Genomic DNA, 17,621 nt, shown 5'->3' with positions numbered 1-17,621 from the left:
ATGGTCAGATCGCCCGCCGGATGACCTGCAGCCCACTGCCCACGAGCGCCAGCCCGATCATCCACAGCATTTGCTGCAAGTGCAGCATGACCGCCCACGCGGTCAAGCCCGCGCGATCGAAGCCAAGCAGCGCCAGCGGCGCCACGAGCGCGGCGTGGTAGATGCCCGGCTGCGTTGCCGCGGAAGGCGGCGCGATGAACAGCGCTCCCAAGCAGAGCGCCGCCCACGAGGAAGTCGCTAGACCCGCGCCATTCAACGCCGCCAGCGTCAGCATCTGAAACGCCCAGAAGCAGCTCCAGGTGATGACTGACCATCCCAGCGCGCGCCGAATCTGGCCTGACGCCGCGGCGTCGTTGATTCCGGCCAACGCCGCGGCCAGCCCTTGCCGCGCGCGCGCTTCGCTGAGACGCGGCAGGCGGGCAAGCAAGCGCGGTCCTTGCGCCAATATGTCGGCCTGGTGGCCCAGCGCCCAGGCTGCGAACCACGTCAACAGCAAGAGCGTGCCGCCGACGCCGATGAGCGCCGCCGGCGCAAGCTCCAGGCGCAGCCCGGTGACGAGCGCGCCGGCCAGCGCCAACACGCGCATCGCCTGTTCGATGCCGCGCTCCACCACCACGCTGGCGGTAATTTCGGCCAACGGCAGGGCCGCCGCACGACCCAGCATCGCCACGCGCAGCGCCTCGCCTGCACGAAAAGGCAGCAGGATGTTGGCCGCATGCCCTGCATTGGCTGCTTGAAAGGTCTCGCCCAGGCCTGGTTTGCCCGCCAGCAGCAGCCGCCACCGTTGGGCATAGGCAAGCAAGCCGGCAACGAACGCCAGCGACGCCAACACGTCAAGCCGCCAATCGGACTGCTGCACGGCGCGCAGCGCAGCGGGCACATCCACCAGCCGCGGGAAGAGCAGAACGATCAGCGCCATAGCCGCGGCGCTGATGATCCAGCGCAGGCCCGCGGAGGCGCGACCAGGCCATTTGCGTCGCAACGTCATACCGTTCGTCCGCCTGGCGCGGTTTCGACCGCGTGCCGACTGTTGCGCGCCACGTGCCCTATCACGCGACCCAACATCGTCGGCGAGAACAGGTGGCTGGGCGGTTCGACCAGGTGCGAGACCTGCATGAAGGCGCGCTGTGCCAACGCGTCGTACGACGCCATTTGGAGAACCTGACGACGATCATCCTGCGGCAACGTGAGTGTCATGTCTGAATGTCTCCTTGTGGGAAGCACAGAGTGTAAAGCGCAGAGTGCAGAACACAGGGCTCTGGCCATTGTCTGCGAAAACGCCAAGAAAGCAAAAATCAACCATCTGCAATCTTCAATCTTCAATCTTCAATCTTCCTGTGGTACAATCCCCGTCGCCCGACGTGTGGTGGTTCTCTGATCGGGCTGATTTTCTCGTGGAGGTGTCAAATGAAGTCGAATCGTTACGTCAGTCTGATGGTGATGGCGGTGCTGTTGGCATCGCTAGGGATGGTCAGTGGATTAACGGCTGCCGCCGCAGCGGACACGGCCAATGCTGCGGCCGGCGGCCGCTCGATCAGCGGCGTGGTTTGGCAAGACTATTGCGAATCGGACTGCACGGCCGGCAGCAGCCTGCGGCGGGGCAACGGCAGCCCGGATGAGGCTGAAAAGCGCCTGGATGGCATGACCGTGCGCTTGGGGCGCGACCGCTGCGGCATCAGCCGCACGCTGAGCACGACGACGACCGACAGCAGCGGGCGCTACAGCTTCAGCGGACTGTCCGCTGGAACCTACTGTGTTTCGGTCAACTCACGTCAAAGCGACAGCGCCTTCCCCAAGCCCGGCGTGTGGACGCGGCCCATCGGGCGTAGCTCCTGGTTCATCGCCAGCTACACCGTGCACCTGAGCAGCTTCAACCGCAGCGGGCTGAACTTCGGCTGGGACAAGGAGTAGGCAGACGATGCCGCAAGGCTTGACCACCAAATACTTTGTAGCCATCGCGGGCAACATCGGCGTTGGCAAATCCACCCTCACCGCGCTGTTGACCGCCCGCTTAGGCTGGGAACCGGTCTATGAAGCGGTGGATGAAAACCCATACCTGGCCGATTTCTATGCGGACATGCCGCGGTGGAGCTTCCATTCGCAGACCTTCTTCCTCGCGCGACGTTTGCAGCAGCATTTTGACCTCTTGCAGCATGGGCAGTCGGTGGTGCAGGATCGCAGCGTCTATGAAGACGCCGAAGTTTTTGCCCGCAATCTCTATCTGCAGGGCCATCTGAGCGAGCGAGATTGGCAAACCTACTACGACTTGTTTCGCACGCTCACCATGCTCTTGCAGCCGCCCAACCTGGTGGTCTACCTCAAGGCCTCGGCGCCGGCCCTGCTCGATCGCATTGCCCAGCGCGGCCGCGACTACGAGCAGGGCATGGCGCCCGCTTATCTTGCGCGCTTGAACGACCTTTACGAACAGTGGATCGCCGGCTTCACGCTCTGCCCCATCCTGGTCGTGGAGACCGATCATCTCAACTACGTGCAGCATGAGGCTCACCTCTCGCTGGTCGCGCAGCGGGTGCAAGATCGGCTGCACGGCCGAGAAACGCTGGTATTCTGAGCGTTGGCTCAGGCGGCCTCCTGAACCTGGTTGTCAGACCGGCTGCGGCCAGCCGCAGCCAACGGTGCGTACGCTCGACCACGCGGAACGCAGGCGCGATGGGTGTATGCAAAGTACCGGCCGATGCGCGGCTATCAGCCGCATCGGTGCGTTCTTTGCGGTCAAGTAGAAGCGTTGGGCCGCGGCCTTGCGCGCCCGGAAAAACGGATCTTGCATGCCTACCTGGAAGAAAATCATCTATGGCGCCGGCGATTCCGGCTTCTCACTGACCTCGACCGCTCTGGCGCTGCTCTACCTGGACTTCCTGGTCAACGTCGTTGGGCTTGATCCGCGGCTGGCTGGCGTTTCCATCGGCCTGGGGCGCATCTGGGACGCGATCAACGACCTGGTGATTGGCACGCTCAGCGATCGTACGCGCAGCCGTTGGGGACGCCGTCGTCCCTACCTGCTGTTCGGCGCGCTGCCCTTTGGCCTAACCTTCATCTTGATGTGGCTCATTCCCGCGACGCACAACCAGACCACACTGCTCATCTACTACACCGCGATGTATGTCCTGTTCGACACGTTTTTCACCCTGGTTAACGTGCCCTACATTGCGCTGACGCCTGAACTGGCGCCTGCCTACGACGAACGTACGTCATTGCACTCCTACCGCATGGCCTTTTCCATTGGTTTTGGACTGCTGGGCGCCGTGGCGCCGCTGGCGATTGTGGATGCCATCGCCGGCGCTGGCACCGTGACGCGCCACGGCGCGTATCTCGCCATGGCGACCATCCTGGGCCTGGCCAGCGTGCTGCCTGTTTGGCTGGTTTTTGCCACGGTGCGCGAGCGCCCGGAGTTTCAAGACCTGCCCACGCCCGGCCTGGTGGATTCGTTTCGCATGGCAGCCAGCAACAAGGCTTTTCTAATTGCCGCCGGCGTTTATCTGCTGACCTGGATGCCGATTGATCTCATTCAATTTGTCCTGGTGTTCCTGATTCGCGACTACTTCCGCCTGGCCGGCGGCGCGCGTGACATGATCTTCCTGCTCCTGTTTGGCGTAGGCGTATTGGCGCTGCCGTTGTGGGTATGGGTTTCCCACAAGTTGGACAAGCCGCGAGCCTATCAACTGGGTATGGCCTTCATGGCCGTGGTGCTCTTGACGCTCAGTTTCATCCCGTCAGGACAGACCCATTGGGTGTTTGTGCTGGCGGCGCTGGCCGGGGTGGGCGTTTCTGCGGCCCATGCCATCCCCCTGGCGATTCTGCCCGATGTGATTGACTGGGACGAACTGCGCCGCGCGCAGCGCCAAGAGGCTGCGTACTACAGCGTCATTACCCTGATCCAGAAATTGGTCGGCGCGCTGACCATCGCCGTCACCGGGGTGGCGCTTTCGGCCACCGGTTACATGGCGAACGCTGTCGTGGATGCGCAGCAGCCCGCCAGCGCGCTGTGGGCGATTCGCCTGCTGACCGGCCCCCTGCCGGCCGCTTTTTTCATTGCCGGCATTGTGCTCGTCTCATTCTATCCGATCTCACGTGAACGGCACGCGCGAATCGTCACCCTGCTGGAAAAACGTCGGCGCCAGCGTGCAGCGCGCGCCGATCAGGCGCTGACCGCGCCCGAAGACATGCCATGAACTTGCATCGCCGTCTGCTTTCCCGTATAATCGCCCTGACTGATCTCTGCGAATGAGCAAGAGAAGGAAACACTGAATGTTTGAAAAGCTATTGGGCATTGACCTGGGTACGGTAAACCTGCTCGTCTACATGAAGGGCCGGGGCATCGTTCTGCAGGAACCATCGGTCGTGGCCATTGCCACGCGTGACAGCAAAATTGTGGCCGTCGGCCAGGAAGCCGCCGACATGTTGGGTCGCACCCCGGAGAGCATCGAGGTTGCGCGCCCCATGCGCGATGGCGTGATCGCCGACTATGTGGTCACGGGAGCCATGCTGCGCTATTTTATCCGCCGCACGTGCGGTCGCAACCCGCTCTTCAAGCCGCGCGTGATGATTTCGACGCCGAAAGGCGTGACCAGTGTCGAGAGTCGCGCGGTGCACGATGCCACCATCGAAGCGGGGGCGCGCGAAGCGTATCTGATTCCTGAGCCGTTGGCGGCTGCGTACGGCGCCGGCCTGCCCATTGATACGCCCACTGGCAATATGGTGGTAGACATTGGCGGCGGCACCACCGAAGCCGCTGTTGTCTCGATGTACGACATTGTCGTTTGGAGCGCGATTCGCATCGGCGGCAATCGGATTGACGATGCCATTGTCAACTACGTGCGCAAAAAGTACAATCTGCTGATTGGCGACCAGACCGCCGAAGAGATCAAGATCAAGATCGGCAGCGCGGTGATGATGCCTGAACTCATGTCCATGGAAGTGCGCGGACGCGATCAGGTGGCCGGTCTTCCCAAGACGATCACAATTACATCAGAGGAAGTGACGGAGGCCATCACGGAGCCGATGCAGGCCATCGTCGGTACGGTGAAGGCGACGCTGGAAAAGACTCCGCCTGAACTGGCCGCCGATATCATTGACCGCGGCATGGTTCTGACCGGCGGCGGCGCCTTGCTGCGCAATATTGACAAGCTGTTGACCAAAGAGACCGGCGTGCCATGCTACTGCGCCGAAAACCCTATCGCGTGCGTTGCTATCGGCGCGGGTAAGGCGCTGGAAAACTATGCCATCATGAAGCGCAGCCTGATGCAGATGTGAGCTGCGTTGGTGGCCGCGCAGCACGCGGGCCATGCGACCGAGGATCATCACGCAGTTGCCAACGAGTGGGGATGTGCGGGGCCATCAGGCTCGACATCCCCATTTTGTATCAGCCCTGCAGCCAATCTGGCGCGCGGCGCTGGTTGGCGCATGGCCCAGGACGCGCTCGACAAATCGGCCGCGCCGCACGGGTTCGGCGTTTTCGCAGGCTTGAGTATACAGGAGGAATACCAATGACGTACGGTCGCAAGCTCGACCCACAGCCCATCTCGACCAACTTGAACGTGGTGGACCTGGTGGATGATTATTTCCTGGCCTACAACGCGGCGCGCCTGCGTGAAGCGTGCCGCTTGTTCGTCAACAAGATGCTCGAACCTGATGTCACCGTGGGCGTCACGCTTTCTGGAGCGCTGACGCCGACTGGACTGGGACATGCAGCGCTCGTGCCGCTGCTTGACGCGGGCATGATTGATTGGATCATCAGCACTGGCGCCAATTTGTATCATGACCTGCACCGCTCGCTCGGCTTTGAGCTTTTCCAGACCTCGCCCTTTGTGGATGACGTCGAACTGCGTGAGCAGAAAATCATCCGCATCTACGACATCGTCTTCGATCAGGAGGTGCTGCTCAAGTCTGATGCCTTCTTGCGCCGCGTGCTGGCCGCGCCTGAATTTCAGCGCCGCATGAGCACGGCCGAACTGCACTATCGCCTGGGCAAGTACGTGCGCGCGCGTGAACTGCGCCTGGGACTGACCCATCGCTCCGTACTGGGCGCGGCGTTTGACGCGGGCGTGCCGGTTTACACTTCCAGCCCAGGCGATTCCACCATTGGCATGAACGTGGCCGCGCTGCGCCTGGCCGGCGGCCAACTCGGTTTCGACCCGGAGGCTGACGTCAACGAAACGACCGCCATCGTCTACGGCGCCAAGGCCAGCGGCGGCAAGAGCGCCGTGCTGATCATCGGCGGCGGCAGCCCCAAGAATTTCATCCTGCAAACGGAGCCGCAAATTCAGGAGATCATGGGCATTGACGAAAAGGGCCATGATTACTTCGTGCAGATCACGGACGCGCGCCCTGACACCGGCGGTCTCAGCGGCGCTACGCCCTCAGAAGCTGTCACCTGGGGCAAGGTGGATCCGGATCAACTGCCTGACAGCATCGTCTGTTACACCGACAGCACCCTGGCGTTGCCCATCTTGACCGCGTACGCCCTGGCGAAACATGCGCCGCGTCCGCACAAGCGCCTGTACGAGCAGCGCCCGGGCTTACTGGCGGCGCTGACTGCGGCTTACCGGCAGAATCAGCCGGATGATTCTGAATCCTGGGATGTGTGAGGTAGATATGACTGGATACACCTTCTTGCCGCCAGATAACTTTCTGGGACTGGCCGAAGAATTTAGCGGCTATGAGCGCAGCCGGGTCGTCGTGCTGCCGATTCCCTACGAAGCCACGGTCAGTTACAGCGGCGGCACGCGCAACGGGCCGCGTGCGATTTTGCAGGCTTCCACCCAAGTCGAGCTGCTGGATCGCGAGTTCGATGACGAACTGGCGCTGCGCTGGGGCGTCCACACGCTGCCCGCGCTGGCGCCCAGCATGGAAGGCCCACTCATCATGGTAGACGCCATCCAGGAAGCGGCGGCCGCACAGGCCCGCGCGGGCAAGTTCGTCGTGGGTTTGGGCGGCGAGCATACGGTCAGTGTGGGGATGGCGCGCGGCCTGGCGCAAATCCATTGCGCGGACAGCTCGCCGCTGCTGACCGTGCAGATTGATGCGCACAGCGACCTGCGCGCGAGCTACGAAGATTCCGCTTACAGCCATGCCTGCGCCGGCCGCCATTTTCATCGGTTAGGGTCGCTGGTGCAGATCGGCATCCGCTCTGTTTGTCGTGAAGAGATCGATTTCATCGCTGCGCACCCGGAGACGGTGCGTGTGTTCTTTGCCGAGGATGTCCATGCCGGCCCTGAATACCTGGACGAACTGGCGGAGCGGGTGAAGGGCCACAAAGTTTTCCTGACGATTGATGTGGACGGCCTCGATCCGGCGCTGATTCCGGCGACTGGCACGCCGGAGCCGGGCGGTCTGAGTTGGTGGCAAACCCTCGATGCGATCCGCACCGTGGCCCAGAACGCCGACATCGTTGGTTTCGACGCCGTGGAACTGGCGCCTATTCCCGGCTATCATGCGGCCGATTTTACTGTCGCCAAACTGGTGTACAAGACCATGGCGTTAGCCTTGGAGGCAAGGCAATGACAGAAACCCGACTTCTGGGAGAAGTCGGGTCTCTTGACGCTTACAGGCCAGGTAGTAGCCCGGCTGACGATTCGCGGCGCGGGGCATGATTGCGGTATAATCTGATGTAACCCTCAGACGCTATGTAGGCCACAGGATACTTCCGTCATAGGCGCCAAAAAGGACCAGTCAGTCCGGTGCGTATCCCGGCGTACGGCATTGGTTGGGAAAGGAGGCAGAGGATGAGTCAGTCAGCGGGTCTGGCAACAGTTCGCAAACGAAATGTGACGATATACAACGCGAAACGACGCAATGGCAAGAAAGCGCTCACGCCACAGGGCGCGCTAACAGGCGACAGCCCCTTGCAGACCGAGAGCCATGATGTGGCGCCGATTGCAGCGATCCCACTGAAGCAATCGTCCATTGACGATGTCTTGGCGCGTCTGCGGCTCGCGTCTGATGCAGGCAACGAACAGTCATTCCACGAGGCTTATGCACTGATAGATTGGTTACAGCAGGCGCCAGAGATCATAGAGCGCGTGGTTCGCTTGGCTTTTCAATCTGGACTGCACTATCTAGCGCAGACCCTGGCGCGCAACGGCGCTGCCCTTCATCCTGATCATCTTGGCTTGCACAAATTCGCACGGGCTTTGAATCCTGCGTCTGCGCAAGTAAGCCACGGTACCCATGATCCAGCCGTGCGTGCTGACACGCAGTGGTTTGCCAAGCATAGTGCTGAGCATTACGGGCAGTGGGTTGCAGTCAAGAATGGTCAACTCATTTCGGCGGCGCCCACGATTCAGCAACTCGAAGCTCAGATCGGCGACCTTCGTTCGGCCACAGTAGCCCATGTCGTGTGGAAATAGACAACTGGGGGGTTTTCATGCCCGGTTTACTCAACTTCAACAGTGGACGCGCATTTGCCACTGGAGCCACACCGTACTTTGTTGGCAACATCGGTGAACCAACGGCGGGACGCCTCATGATGCGGTTGACGATTGAAGGTCAACCGCTTATGGCTGCCGTAGACACGGGAACTCCGTTTGTCATTTGCCATCCTGACCTTGCCGAATCCTTGAAACTCGCCCTCACGGATCCACTTGAGAAGACTCGCTTGCTCATCCGCGGGATTGAGTATCGGGGCCAAACCTACCTGATGTCGGCAGAAATCGCTGCCGATGAAGGCGATGACATCAGTTTGACCGTTATTGTCTTCATTCCCCAACTCGATCCAGGCGAAATCTGGACGCTACCCTCTTTTGTTGGTCTCGAAGGAATGTTGCAGCGCATACGCTTTGCCGTGGATCCAGAAACTTCGTTGTTCTACTTCGGCCCGTTGGGCGATGACTGATGCTGTCCACGAGGAGTGTTATAGCTGCCCGGTGGCGCCCCAATTGGCGAGCAGAGACTGGTAGGCAGGGTCTTCATAGCGACTGGGCAAAAACCACCGCGCGTGGTTGGGCAGCGGCTGCCCGCTGATCTGCCGCGCGAGCAGGTCGCCGGCGCCTGGCGCAGCCATGACGCCGTAGCCAGACAGCGCGCCAATAACGTAGGCGCCCGGCGCGCCGAGGGGGCCGATCAGGGGGCGATTTTCCTGCGTTTTGGTGTAATAGCCGCCGTCCAGGCTGGGCTTGGGCGCGCGGCCAAAATAGGCGCGCAGCCCCGGCAGCATAGTGGATAGCCCGCGCAGCACCAGGTCAGGGAATTCGGCGTCGAGCGGCGCCGGCAGCACCATCTCCACCGGGCGCGCATGATAGTCCCACAGCATCAGCAGGATGGGGCTGTCGGCCGGGCCATCGGGCCGGGTGTGCACCCCAGGCGTGAATTCGTCCAGCATCCACTGCGTTTCCGCTGACGCCGCCAGCCAGGCGCGCTCCTCATCGTCCCAGGGCAGGCGCTGGGCATCGGCCCATACCAGGAATGGCGCGTGACGAGGCACCACGCCCCGGTGATCGTGGAAGGCCATCTTCAGATGACGCTCGTGGTGAATCGGCAACGTCACGCCAAGCTGTCTTGCCACTCCGTCCAAAAACGGGCCGGCCGCATTGACGAACACCGGGGTCTCGATCAACGTTGCGCTTTGCGCCTGCTGGATATGCACGCCGCTGACCCGCCCAGCTCGCAGCTCGACCGCGGCCACGTGACCGGAGAGAAGGCGTACACCCAACGCCCGCGCCTGCTCCAGCATCAACATGCCCAAGAGCTGCGCGCTAAACCAGCCGCAGCGTCGGGCATGGAGTACGGCCACGACGTTGGGCGCCAGGTAAGGGAAATGTTCCTGCAGCAGCATCGGGTCGGTAATCAAATCCGCGCCGCTTGGCTGATCTTCGAAGCCGGCTGCGGGCGCTGGTTGGTAGGCGGACCGGCCACCGCCAGGGCCGTGAAGGCGTACGGGCCCGGCCCCGAAAGTGGCGGATTCGGCCGCGGCTTGCGCCAGGCGCTCGATCTGCGCCAGATCGGCCGTGGCGTAAATGTAGCCGCGGCGGTTGAGGTGAAAGGCGTTGGCCGTCTCCCGCGCCAGCATCTCCAGCAGATCAATACTGTGGTTCATCAAGCTGACCATGGCGTCGCCCGGCCCCGGCCACCAATTGCGGTAACATTCGGTGGACTTGTCGCTGGTGAGCGATAGGGGTGGGCGCTCATCCACCAGGATAACGCGGCGCACGCCGTAGCGCGTCGCCAGGTAGAACGCGGTGGCGATGCCGGCAATGCCTGCGCCGCAGATGACCACATCAGCCTGTAGGTTTGCCATCGTCACGCCTTTCCTGGCTTATGGCCGATCAGTAGTCTGATCGCGCGGCGCCTCTGCCACGCGCCCTTCGGTCACGTGCAGCCTGGTTGCGCGCCGCCGAAAATCAGGGCTGAAATCGTTCCAGTCGGTCGTTGTCAGCAGCGCCTGGGTCACGCCGTCGAGCGCCTGCAGCAGCGTGGCGCGCCGGGATTCGTCCAATTCTGACATCACGTCATCCAGCAGGAGCACCGGCGACTCGGCCGTGGTCTGCGTCATGACTTCAACCTCGGCCAGCTTGAGGGCCAGGGTAGCGGTGCGCTGCTGCCCGCGTGAACCGTACGTGCGCAAGTCACGCCCGTACACCAGGAAACGCATGTCATCGCGATGCGGGCCGAGCAACGTCATGGCGGCGGCGATCTCGCGACTGCGCACCGCGGCCAACTGCGCCTGGAAGGCCTCGGCAATCTCGCGCGCGCTGCGCGCCGCGTAGGGACTATGACCTTCCGCAATCACGTCGTAGGCCAACGACAGTTGATTGGCTACCTGCGCTGGATCCTGCGCAGGGTCCACACTGGGCAGGTATTCGACGTAGAGCCGCTCGCGGCCATCGGTGAGCGCGCGCTGGCGTTCGCGTGCGGCCAATTCCAGCGCGCTGATGAACCACTGCCGACGTTGCATGAGATGTGCGCCCAGCTTTACCAACTGGTCATCCCAAAAGGTCAATTGCTGCGCGTGGCCGCCGCGGTCGCGCAATTGGCGCAGCAGGGCGTTACGCTGCTGAATGACCTGGTTGTAGGTGCTGAGAGAGCGGCAGTAGTCTGGCTCGATCTGACACAGCGCAATGTCGAGATAACGCCGGCGCACACTGGGCGCGCCGCTGACCAATTCGATGTCTTCGGGCAGAAAAAGCACCACGCGCAGATGGCCCACCAGGTCCAGGGCGCGCTGCACCACGCCGTTGATGCGCACCCGCTTGCCATAGCTGGCTGTGGAGCCGTTGGTGGGAGCGAGAATGACTTCGAGCTGCTCGGCTATGACGCCCGGCGCGGCGTGGCGCACGTGGCCCTGCACGCGCAGGAAGCGGTTGGCATCTTCCCGTGCTAACCAGTTGACCAGTTCGCGCTCCACGCCGGCATGAGGTGATTTACTGGTCGCCAGGTAATAGACTGCCTCCAAGAGGCTGGTTTTGCCTTGCGCGTTGGCGCCCTGGATCAGGGTCAAGCCGCTGCTCAACGCCAGTTCCAACCGTGCATAATTGCGAAAATTGGTCAACGACAGGGATGTCAGATTCACGCGATGCTCCAGGGCCAGATTATAGAACGACCAGGACTAAAATGGAAGTTCGCAACCCCTGGTGGTGGGCTGCGCCGTCTACACTGCCAACCGGAATGGGCTTCGCTTTTCCGCCCAACGAAAAAAGGCAATAGACCAGTAGTTCCCAATGTGGCCTGGTTCTTGACCACAGAGATCACCAAGAACGCAAAGAAGCGGCCAATTTGCGCCTGATCTGCCTTTTCTTTGTGTTCACCCACCCCCGCATGTGTTCTTTGTGGTTGGATGTGTGCTACGTTTGGAATCCCTAGCAATAGACCCTTGAAGATCGGCTCGTGGCCGCCCACGTGTTACGCTGGGGGCTGCGCCTACGTCAAAGACAATAGTGTGAAATGACTCGCTCAGATTCTTACCTTCGGAGGCATCATGAACCAGCTCACCGGTCGAAGGCCCTGGCTCGCCTCACGATCTAGCGCGCCTCGCCCTGCAGAGGAACGCGCGCCGCGCGTGCGTCCCAACCGGGATCACAAGGTGCTGCCTGGCGCGCCCGATGCCTGCCATGTGTGCGGGCAGCCAGCCAGCGATCTCTGTCCGCAGTGCCACCTGGCCGTGTGCAAGGAGCATCAGGAGCCGCTAGAACCGAACCTGGCTGCGGTTTTTGGCCCGTGGGCCTGTGTTGATTGTGCGGCCCGCAGCCGTGAGGAGCTGGCTCTAGATCAGCGCCAGTGGGAGCGTAAGCGTCAGGGCGACCTGGCTTTCCGCACCTGCGCCGTATGCGGTCAAGAATTCAGCCAGGTGCTGCTCGCTTGCAGTCAGTGTGGAAAACGCCTGTGCCATGCGCATCGCATCCGCTACCGCAAGCGTTTTCGTTTTGGGAAACAGCCTGGGGCTGAAACCGGCGGCTGGTACTGGGACTACGATGTGCGCTGCGCACGCCACCGCATGTCTCCGGTGATTGCCCGCATCAAGGGTTGGGAACTTGACCCAACGACCGACGCCAATGACGATCGCGCAGTGGAATAGGCGTTAGCCTGCAGGAAATACGTTCAGTGCGCAAAGAAAGGAAGTAGACATGGCCAAGCTCGTGTTCGGAATGAACCAGTCCCTGGACGGGTACGTTGACCATATGGCGTTCGCGCCAAGCCCCACGCTCTTTCGCCACTTCATCGAGGAGGCTCAGGGGCAGACTGGCAGTGTGTACGGCCGTCGAGTGTATGAGGTCATGCGTTACTGGGACGACGACCATCGTGAATGGGATGCAGGGGAACAGGCCTTCGCGGCGGCGTGGCGAAGCCAGCCGAAATGGGTCGTCTCGCGCTCGTTGCAGTCGGTCGGCCCCAATGCCAGGCTTATTGCGGACGATCTTGAAGGCGCGATCCGCCAGCTAAAGTCAGCGTACGATGGAGAGATCGAGGTTGCTGGCCCAGACCTGGCGCACAGCCTTACCAAACTTGGCCTGATTGATGAATACCGAATCTACCTGCATCCCGTCGTGCTGGGTCACGGCAAGCCATACTTCGCCGGACCCCGGCCGCCGCTCCGCCTAATGACTCATGATCGGATTGGCGAGGACGTGATCAGATTGGTCTATGTTCCTGCGTAATCTCGCGACTCCCAGAGGGTGATAGCCGCTGAAACATGGTCTTTGGCCACGCCCAACTGCTGGCCAACAACCGGTTGCCGCGGACGGGCCGCTGACCTGGGGCGATAGGCCGCCGTATGGGGCAGCGTGTAACAGAGGGCCTGTGCAAAACGTCACTAACAGCATTGCTGTTTGTACGGAGAACGTGTCGTGATTCAACTGCCTGAAACGCTTGAAGCCCATGGGTGTTGGCTGGAGGTCGCGCGTGTTGCGGCGCCTAACACGGAAGTGCCCTGCGCCGATGTGCGCGAACGCCTGGAATTGATCGCCATCTCTGTCCCGCGCGGTGCAGATCATGGAGAAGTCATCGCCGATCTCGCCGGTCATGTCGCTTCGTGTCCAGCGTGTTGGCATGAGTATGAGGATTTGCGTTGGATTTTGCGGGAGGTGGAGCAGGCAAGCCTACAGGAACCGGATTCATACCCACCCGGCGATTTTTCGTTCCTGCGCGATGACTCACCTCAGGAACCCGAGGCGTCGTTGTCGGAGTGGTCTTGCCTGGCAGCCGGCGTATAGCCATTGGCGGCAAAAAAAGCCTTGATTTTTTGACGGGCGCGCAGGTAAATAATGCGCTCATTGCCACGTGAGATGCCGAGCGCGGCCGCGATTTCCTCACTGCTGCGCTCGTGAAAAAGGCGCCCTGTGAGCACGCTGCGTTCACTCGGCGTCAACTTCTGCATGCCTTGCCGCAGCAGGGCGCCTACGTCCGGCATGACGTTAGACACCGTGGGGTGTAGGTTCTCGGTTATCTCGGTCTTGGTTTGCCACGGGCGTTCGTGGCGCAGCCGATCGCGGAGCTTGTTGACGGCAATACGTGTGACCCAGGCGAGAAATGCTCCCTCGCCGCGATAGGTATCCAATTTGCGCCACACTTGAACCAGGGCCTCTTGCGCGCACTCTTCTGCCAGGGCGAGTTGGCGTTCGGCTGGTAGGTCAGCCAGACGGCGCGTACAGAGGTTGTACGTTACCTTGTAGAGGTAACGCCACAGCATCTCGTAGCTATCGGTCCGCTGCTCGCGCAGTGATTGCACCCATTCTTGGTTTGTAAGAAGCCCAGTTGCCAGATCTACCGTCATCAGCGCCTCATTGCCGCATTATAACACATGCAAACCAGGTTGGGGCATTGGGTGTGGTTGGCAAGCATAATCACGCGTGCATGACGCGACACAGGCGTCGCGTCGCTCCGAATCGTAACCGCGCTGCGCATCATGTCGCTGTGCCTAAGGAAAGGCGCTTCATCCAATTCTTGCACCCTGGTTCGTTCTTGCGGCCGCCATGAACTCTCTGTGTTTATTTGGTGAACCATGATCCCTGTGTTACAATCCCTTTTTGGGTTTATACCCATATCAAGCACGTTTCTCTACCCAGTTGCACGACTGGAAAGACGGCTATCGGGGTGCCTGTGGGCTGCACCGGGTCTGGTAGCTGGAGTCGAGAGGCGGACGAACATAACCAATCATGAAGGAGAGTACACCAGTGGCAGTCATTTCGATGAAGGCGCTGCTTGAAGCTGGCGTCCATTTTGGGCACCGCACGCGGCGCTGGAACCCAAAGATGAAGCCGTACATTTTTACCGAACGCAACGGCATTCATATTATTGACTTACAGCAAACACTGCACCGGCTTGAAGAAGCCTACGCGTTGGTCCGCGATACCGTCAAAGACGGCGGCACCGTCCTCTTTGCCGGCACCAAGAAACAAGCCCAGGAAACTATTCACCAGGAAGCTGATCGCGCGGGCATGCCGTTTGTCAATCAACGCTGGTTGGGCGGTACGCTGACCAATTATCGCACGATTCGCCAGCGAATTGACTATATGGGCGGCATCAATCAGCGCAAGGCCCGCGGTGAATTGGATCGTTTGCCCAAAAAAGAAGTGCTGGACATCGAGCGCGAGATGGCCAAGCTGGAGCGGCGCATCGGCGGGCTGAAGACTATGATGCGGCCCCCCAATATCCTCTTCGTGTCCGACACCCATCATGAGGAATTGGCGATCAAGGAAGCCCGCACGCTTGGCATCCCCATTATTGCGATGGTAGACACCAATTCGGACCCAGATCCGATTGATTACCCGATTCCGTCGAATGACGACGCCATTCGTGCGATCAAGCTGATTGCCGGTAAAATTGCGGATGCAGTCATCGAGGGGCGCCGCCTGCGCGAGGTGATTGCGGCGGAAGAAGGCATGGACAATGTGAGCCAGGCCGACACCCTGGATGAATACACAGGCCAGGACGCTATTGATCGCCTCAAGGGTGGGGCCGCCGATTTAGAGGCTGGTGAGGACATCGGCGACCTGGGCGCTCTTGAAATAGACGATTTTGCCGCTGATTTTGCTGCCGATGAAGACATCGTGGCATAACGAGGAGAACGAGTTGTGAGTATTAGCGCTGACATGATTAAGAAATTGCGCGACCTGACCGGCGCCGGCGTGCTCGATTGCCGCAAGGCGTTGGATACTGCGCAAGGCGATATGGACAAAGCGGTCGAGATTCTGCGCGAAAAGGGCCTGGCCGCGGCGGCTAAAAAAGCCAGCCGCGAGGCCTCCAATGGCATCATTGGCAGTTACGTGCATATGGGCGCCAAGATGGCGGCCATGATCGAAGTGAATTGCGAAACTGATTTTGTGGCGCGTACCGATCAGTTCCAGGCTTTGGCCCGCGACCTGGCAATGCAAGTCGTTGCCGCGCGGCCGCTCTATGTGCGCCGCGAGGACGTGCCGGCTGACGTTGTGGCGCAGGAAAGAGAGAAATACCTGGGCCAATTGGACGATGCGAATAAGCCCCAGAATGTCGTGGAGCGCATCATCGAGGGCAAGCTGGCAAAGTTCTATGAAGAAACCTGCCTGCTCGAACAGCCTTTCATCAAGGATGACGGCGTCACCGTTCGGAACTTGTTGACCGATATGGTGGCGCGCCTGGGCGAGAATATCGTAGTGCGTCGCTTCGCTCGTTTTGAATTGGGCAACTAGGCGATTCATGCCGGGGAGCCGCCACATGCGGTTCCTCGGCATCTGTATAGTGCAATTGCCTTCTCCGCTGCGCCTTCAGACATGTAGCCAAGATTTCCAACAAGGGAGTTATTGTCATGGTCAAAGACGTGCTTCATGACACGACCGAACGAATGCACAAGGCCACTGAAGCATTACGCGATGACTTGAAGAAAGTACGCACTGGTCGCGCTTCCCCGGCCTTGGTTGAGGGCCTGTTGGTTGAATACTACGGTATGCCAACGCCATTGCAGCAATTGGCCACCATCAATGTCCCAGAACCACGCCTGATTGCGATCAAACCCTTCAACCCCAAAGATTCGAGCGCCATTGAGCGTGCTATCCTCAAGTCCGATTTAGGACTCAATCCTTCCAGCGACGGTCAGATTATCCGCCTGATGATACCGCTGCCAACGGAAGAACGCCGCCGCGAATTGGTCAAAATGGTAGATCGCCGCGTCGAAGAAGCCCGCGTGGCGGTGCGTAACATCCGTCGGGATGCCATCGAGGACTTGCGAGATTTCGAGAAAGAGAAGCTCATTTCGGAAGACGATCTACGTCATGGTCGCGATGAAATCCAGCGTTTTACCGATCGCCACATCGAGCAGATAGACAAAATCGGCCGTGACAAAGAGGCCGAGGTCCTGGAAGTGTAAAGCGGATGTTACTGTGTGGCCTCTCGCCGCATCGAGAGGGATGAGACCAAGCCCATGACGAATGGACCTTCATTGAACGCCTCGAACGCCTCGAACGCTTCATCAAATTCGACATTTGCGCGCGTGCCGTATCATGTGGGCATCATCATGGACGGCAACGGGCGTTGGGCGCAGGCGCGGGGATTGCCGCGCTTGATGGGGCATCGCGCGGGGGTCAACAACATCCGCCGCGTGCTTGAAGCCTCGGTCGCGTTTGGCGTCAAGGCGCTGACCATCTACGCGTTTTCGACAGAGAATTGGGCGCGACCTCAGGCGGAAGTCAGCGGTTTGATGAAGCTCGTTGGTGAAAGTATCCGTCGTCAGTTATCAGAACTGCACGCCAACGGTGTGCAGATCAGACACAGCGGTCGCCTGGCCGGGATTGAACCGGGCCTGCAGCAGCAAATACGTGATGCGCTGGAGTTGACGAAGAACAATCAGCGCATCATTCTCAATGTCGCCTTCAATTATGGCGGCCGCGCCGAAGTGATTGATGCCGTACGGCATATCATGCAGGATGGCGTCAAGCCTGAGGAAGTCTCTGAGGAGGTTTTTGCTCGCTACTTGTACACGGGCGGCTTGCCAGACCCTGACCTCATCATTCGCACGGGAGGCGAGTACCGTCTGAGCAACTTCCTGATCTGGCAGGCCGCCTATGCTGAGTATTACGCGACGCCTACCTTTTGGCCTGATTTCGATAAGGAAGAACTGCGACGCGCCTTGCAGGACTTTGCCGATCGCGATCGCCGCTTTGGAAAAGTGAAGATCGCCTGACTTCAGTCATCTCATCATCGCA

General features: G+C 60.5%; 19 protein-coding genes. 14 read left to right on the top strand and 5 right to left on the bottom strand.

Annotated features, from left to right (window positions below; all coding sequences use genetic code 11):
• Positions 1-4 precede the first annotated feature (4 nt).
• Entirely contained in the window at positions 5-988 is a 984-nt protein-coding gene (locus ACPQ6D_RS09235) for a lysylphosphatidylglycerol synthase transmembrane domain-containing protein (protein ID WP_423224024.1), read from the bottom strand.
• Entirely contained in the window at positions 985-1,197 is a 213-nt protein-coding gene (locus ACPQ6D_RS09230) for a hypothetical protein (protein ID WP_423224023.1), read from the bottom strand. The genes ACPQ6D_RS09235 and ACPQ6D_RS09230 overlap by 4 nt, the downstream gene beginning before the upstream one ends.
• A 210-nt stretch (positions 1,198-1,407) precedes the next feature.
• Between ACPQ6D_RS09230 and ACPQ6D_RS09225 the strand changes: the two genes are divergently transcribed.
• The 8 genes from ACPQ6D_RS09225 to ACPQ6D_RS09190 all read left to right on the top strand — a co-directional run bounded on the left by ACPQ6D_RS09225 (position 1,408) and on the right by ACPQ6D_RS09190 (position 8,848).
• Positions 1,408-1,911 (top strand): SdrD B-like domain-containing protein, encoded by a 504-nt coding sequence (locus ACPQ6D_RS09225; protein WP_423224022.1) that lies wholly within the window; start codon positions 1,408-1,410, stop codon positions 1,909-1,911.
• Between the two features lie 7 nt (positions 1,912-1,918).
• Positions 1,919-2,569 (top strand): deoxynucleoside kinase, encoded by a 651-nt coding sequence (locus tag ACPQ6D_RS09220; protein WP_423224021.1) that lies wholly within the window; start codon positions 1,919-1,921, stop codon positions 2,567-2,569.
• Between the two features lie 214 nt (positions 2,570-2,783).
• Positions 2,784-4,187 carry an MFS transporter gene (locus ACPQ6D_RS09215; protein ID WP_423224020.1) on the top strand — a complete coding sequence of 468 codons (1,404 nt, stop codon included), beginning with the start codon at positions 2,784-2,786 and terminating at the stop codon, positions 4,185-4,187.
• Between the two features lie 76 nt (positions 4,188-4,263).
• Entirely contained in the window at positions 4,264-5,268 is a 1,005-nt protein-coding gene (gene mreB / locus ACPQ6D_RS09210; RefSeq protein ID WP_423224019.1) for a rod shape-determining protein, read from the top strand.
• Positions 5,269-5,495: 227 nt separating this feature from the next.
• A complete protein-coding gene (locus tag ACPQ6D_RS09205; RefSeq protein ID WP_423224134.1) occupies positions 5,496-6,602 on the top strand; it encodes a homospermidine biosynthesis protein in 1,107 nt (368 codons plus the stop codon).
• 7 nt (positions 6,603-6,609) lie between these two features.
• Positions 6,610-7,518 (top strand): agmatinase, encoded by a 909-nt coding sequence (gene speB / locus ACPQ6D_RS09200; RefSeq protein WP_423224018.1) that lies wholly within the window; start codon positions 6,610-6,612, stop codon positions 7,516-7,518.
• Between the two features lie 176 nt (positions 7,519-7,694).
• The gene (locus tag ACPQ6D_RS09195; protein WP_423224017.1) at positions 7,695-8,363 is read left to right on the top strand and encodes a hypothetical protein; all 669 of its coding nucleotides are present in this window, start codon (positions 7,695-7,697) and stop codon (positions 8,361-8,363) included.
• A 116-nt stretch (positions 8,364-8,479) separates the two neighbouring features.
• Entirely contained in the window at positions 8,480-8,848 is a 369-nt protein-coding gene (locus tag ACPQ6D_RS09190; RefSeq protein WP_423224016.1) for a pepsin/retropepsin-like aspartic protease family protein, read from the top strand.
• A gap of 18 nt (positions 8,849-8,866) precedes the next feature.
• Here the strand turns inward: ACPQ6D_RS09190 and ACPQ6D_RS09185 are convergent, their stop codons facing one another.
• Positions 8,867-10,249 carry an NAD(P)/FAD-dependent oxidoreductase gene (locus ACPQ6D_RS09185; RefSeq protein WP_423224015.1) on the bottom strand — a complete coding sequence of 461 codons (1,383 nt, stop codon included), beginning with the start codon at positions 10,247-10,249 and terminating at the stop codon, positions 8,867-8,869.
• A gap of 18 nt (positions 10,250-10,267) precedes the next feature.
• Positions 10,268-11,521, bottom strand: coding sequence for a DNA replication/repair protein RecF (gene recF, locus ACPQ6D_RS09180; protein WP_423224014.1), 1,254 nt, complete (start codon positions 11,519-11,521; stop codon positions 10,268-10,270).
• A 486-nt stretch (positions 11,522-12,007) separates the two neighbouring features.
• Here recF and ACPQ6D_RS09175 point away from each other — a divergent pair, with 486 nt between their 5' ends.
• Positions 12,008-12,523, top strand: a complete 516-nt coding sequence (locus ACPQ6D_RS09175; RefSeq protein ID WP_423224013.1) for a hypothetical protein — start codon at positions 12,008-12,010, stop codon at positions 12,521-12,523.
• Between the two features lie 49 nt (positions 12,524-12,572).
• A complete protein-coding gene (locus ACPQ6D_RS09170) occupies positions 12,573-13,103 on the top strand; it encodes a dihydrofolate reductase family protein (protein WP_423224012.1) in 531 nt (176 codons plus the stop codon).
• Positions 13,104-13,603: 500 nt separating this feature from the next.
• On the opposite strand, the gene ACPQ6D_RS09165 is transcribed toward ACPQ6D_RS09170, so the two are convergent.
• Positions 13,604-14,218: an RNA polymerase sigma factor gene (locus tag ACPQ6D_RS09165; RefSeq protein WP_423224011.1), complete on the bottom strand. Its 615-nt coding sequence runs from the start codon at positions 14,216-14,218 to the stop codon at positions 13,604-13,606.
• Positions 14,219-14,618: 400 nt separating this feature from the next.
• Here ACPQ6D_RS09165 and rpsB point away from each other — a divergent pair, with 400 nt between their 5' ends.
• The 4 genes from rpsB (at position 14,619) to uppS (ending at position 17,599) form a co-directional block, all read left to right on the top strand.
• Positions 14,619-15,503 (top strand): 30S ribosomal protein S2, encoded by an 885-nt coding sequence (gene rpsB, locus ACPQ6D_RS09160; protein WP_423224010.1) that lies wholly within the window; start codon positions 14,619-14,621, stop codon positions 15,501-15,503.
• 15 nt (positions 15,504-15,518) lie between these two features.
• Complete coding sequence (gene tsf / locus ACPQ6D_RS09155; protein ID WP_423224009.1) at positions 15,519-16,112, top strand: translation elongation factor Ts; 594 nt, start codon at positions 15,519-15,521, stop codon at positions 16,110-16,112.
• 116 nt (positions 16,113-16,228) lie between these two features.
• Positions 16,229-16,786 carry a ribosome recycling factor gene (gene frr, locus ACPQ6D_RS09150; RefSeq protein WP_423224008.1) on the top strand — a complete coding sequence of 186 codons (558 nt, stop codon included), beginning with the start codon at positions 16,229-16,231 and terminating at the stop codon, positions 16,784-16,786.
• Between the two features lie 54 nt (positions 16,787-16,840).
• Positions 16,841-17,599, top strand: a complete 759-nt coding sequence (gene uppS / locus ACPQ6D_RS09145) for a polyprenyl diphosphate synthase (RefSeq protein ID WP_423224007.1) — start codon at positions 16,841-16,843, stop codon at positions 17,597-17,599.
• The last annotated feature ends 22 nt before the right edge of the window (positions 17,600-17,621 follow it).

Origin of the sequence: Candidatus Amarolinea aalborgensis, assembly GCF_900491745.1 — a bacterium.
GTDB lineage: Bacteria > Chloroflexota > Anaerolineae > SSC4 > Amarolineaceae > Amarolinea > Amarolinea aalborgensis.
Note: the sequence above shows the minus strand (reverse complement) of the source record. Positions and strands in the feature narration are given on the sequence as shown.

Bases quoted from the DNA above. Each gene is read 5' to 3' on its own strand.
- ACPQ6D_RS09235 (WP_423224024.1), bottom strand. From the start codon at position 988: ATGACGTTGCGACGCAAATGGCCTGGTCGCGCCTCCGCGGGCCTGCGC.
- ACPQ6D_RS09230 (WP_423224023.1), bottom strand. From the start codon at position 1,197: ATGACACTCACGTTGCCGCAGGATGATCGTCGTCAGGTTCTCCAAATG.
- ACPQ6D_RS09225 (WP_423224022.1), top strand. From the start codon at position 1,408: ATGAAGTCGAATCGTTACGTCAGTCTGATGGTGATGGCGGTGCTGTTG.
- ACPQ6D_RS09220 (WP_423224021.1), top strand. From the start codon at position 1,919: ATGCCGCAAGGCTTGACCACCAAATACTTTGTAGCCATCGCGGGCAAC.
- ACPQ6D_RS09215 (WP_423224020.1), top strand. From the start codon at position 2,784: ATGCCTACCTGGAAGAAAATCATCTATGGCGCCGGCGATTCCGGCTTC.
- mreB (WP_423224019.1), top strand. From the start codon at position 4,264: ATGTTTGAAAAGCTATTGGGCATTGACCTGGGTACGGTAAACCTGCTC.
- speB (WP_423224018.1), top strand. From the start codon at position 6,610: ATGACTGGATACACCTTCTTGCCGCCAGATAACTTTCTGGGACTGGCC.
- ACPQ6D_RS09190 (WP_423224016.1), top strand. From the start codon at position 8,480: ATGATGCGGTTGACGATTGAAGGTCAACCGCTTATGGCTGCCGTAGAC.
- ACPQ6D_RS09185 (WP_423224015.1), bottom strand. From the start codon at position 10,249: ATGGCAAACCTACAGGCTGATGTGGTCATCTGCGGCGCAGGCATTGCC.
- ACPQ6D_RS09170 (WP_423224012.1), top strand. From the start codon at position 12,573: ATGGCCAAGCTCGTGTTCGGAATGAACCAGTCCCTGGACGGGTACGTT.
- ACPQ6D_RS09165 (WP_423224011.1), bottom strand. From the start codon at position 14,218: ATGACGGTAGATCTGGCAACTGGGCTTCTTACAAACCAAGAATGGGTG.
- frr (WP_423224008.1), top strand. From the start codon at position 16,229: ATGGTCAAAGACGTGCTTCATGACACGACCGAACGAATGCACAAGGCC.
- uppS (WP_423224007.1), top strand. From the start codon at position 16,841: ATGACGAATGGACCTTCATTGAACGCCTCGAACGCCTCGAACGCTTCA.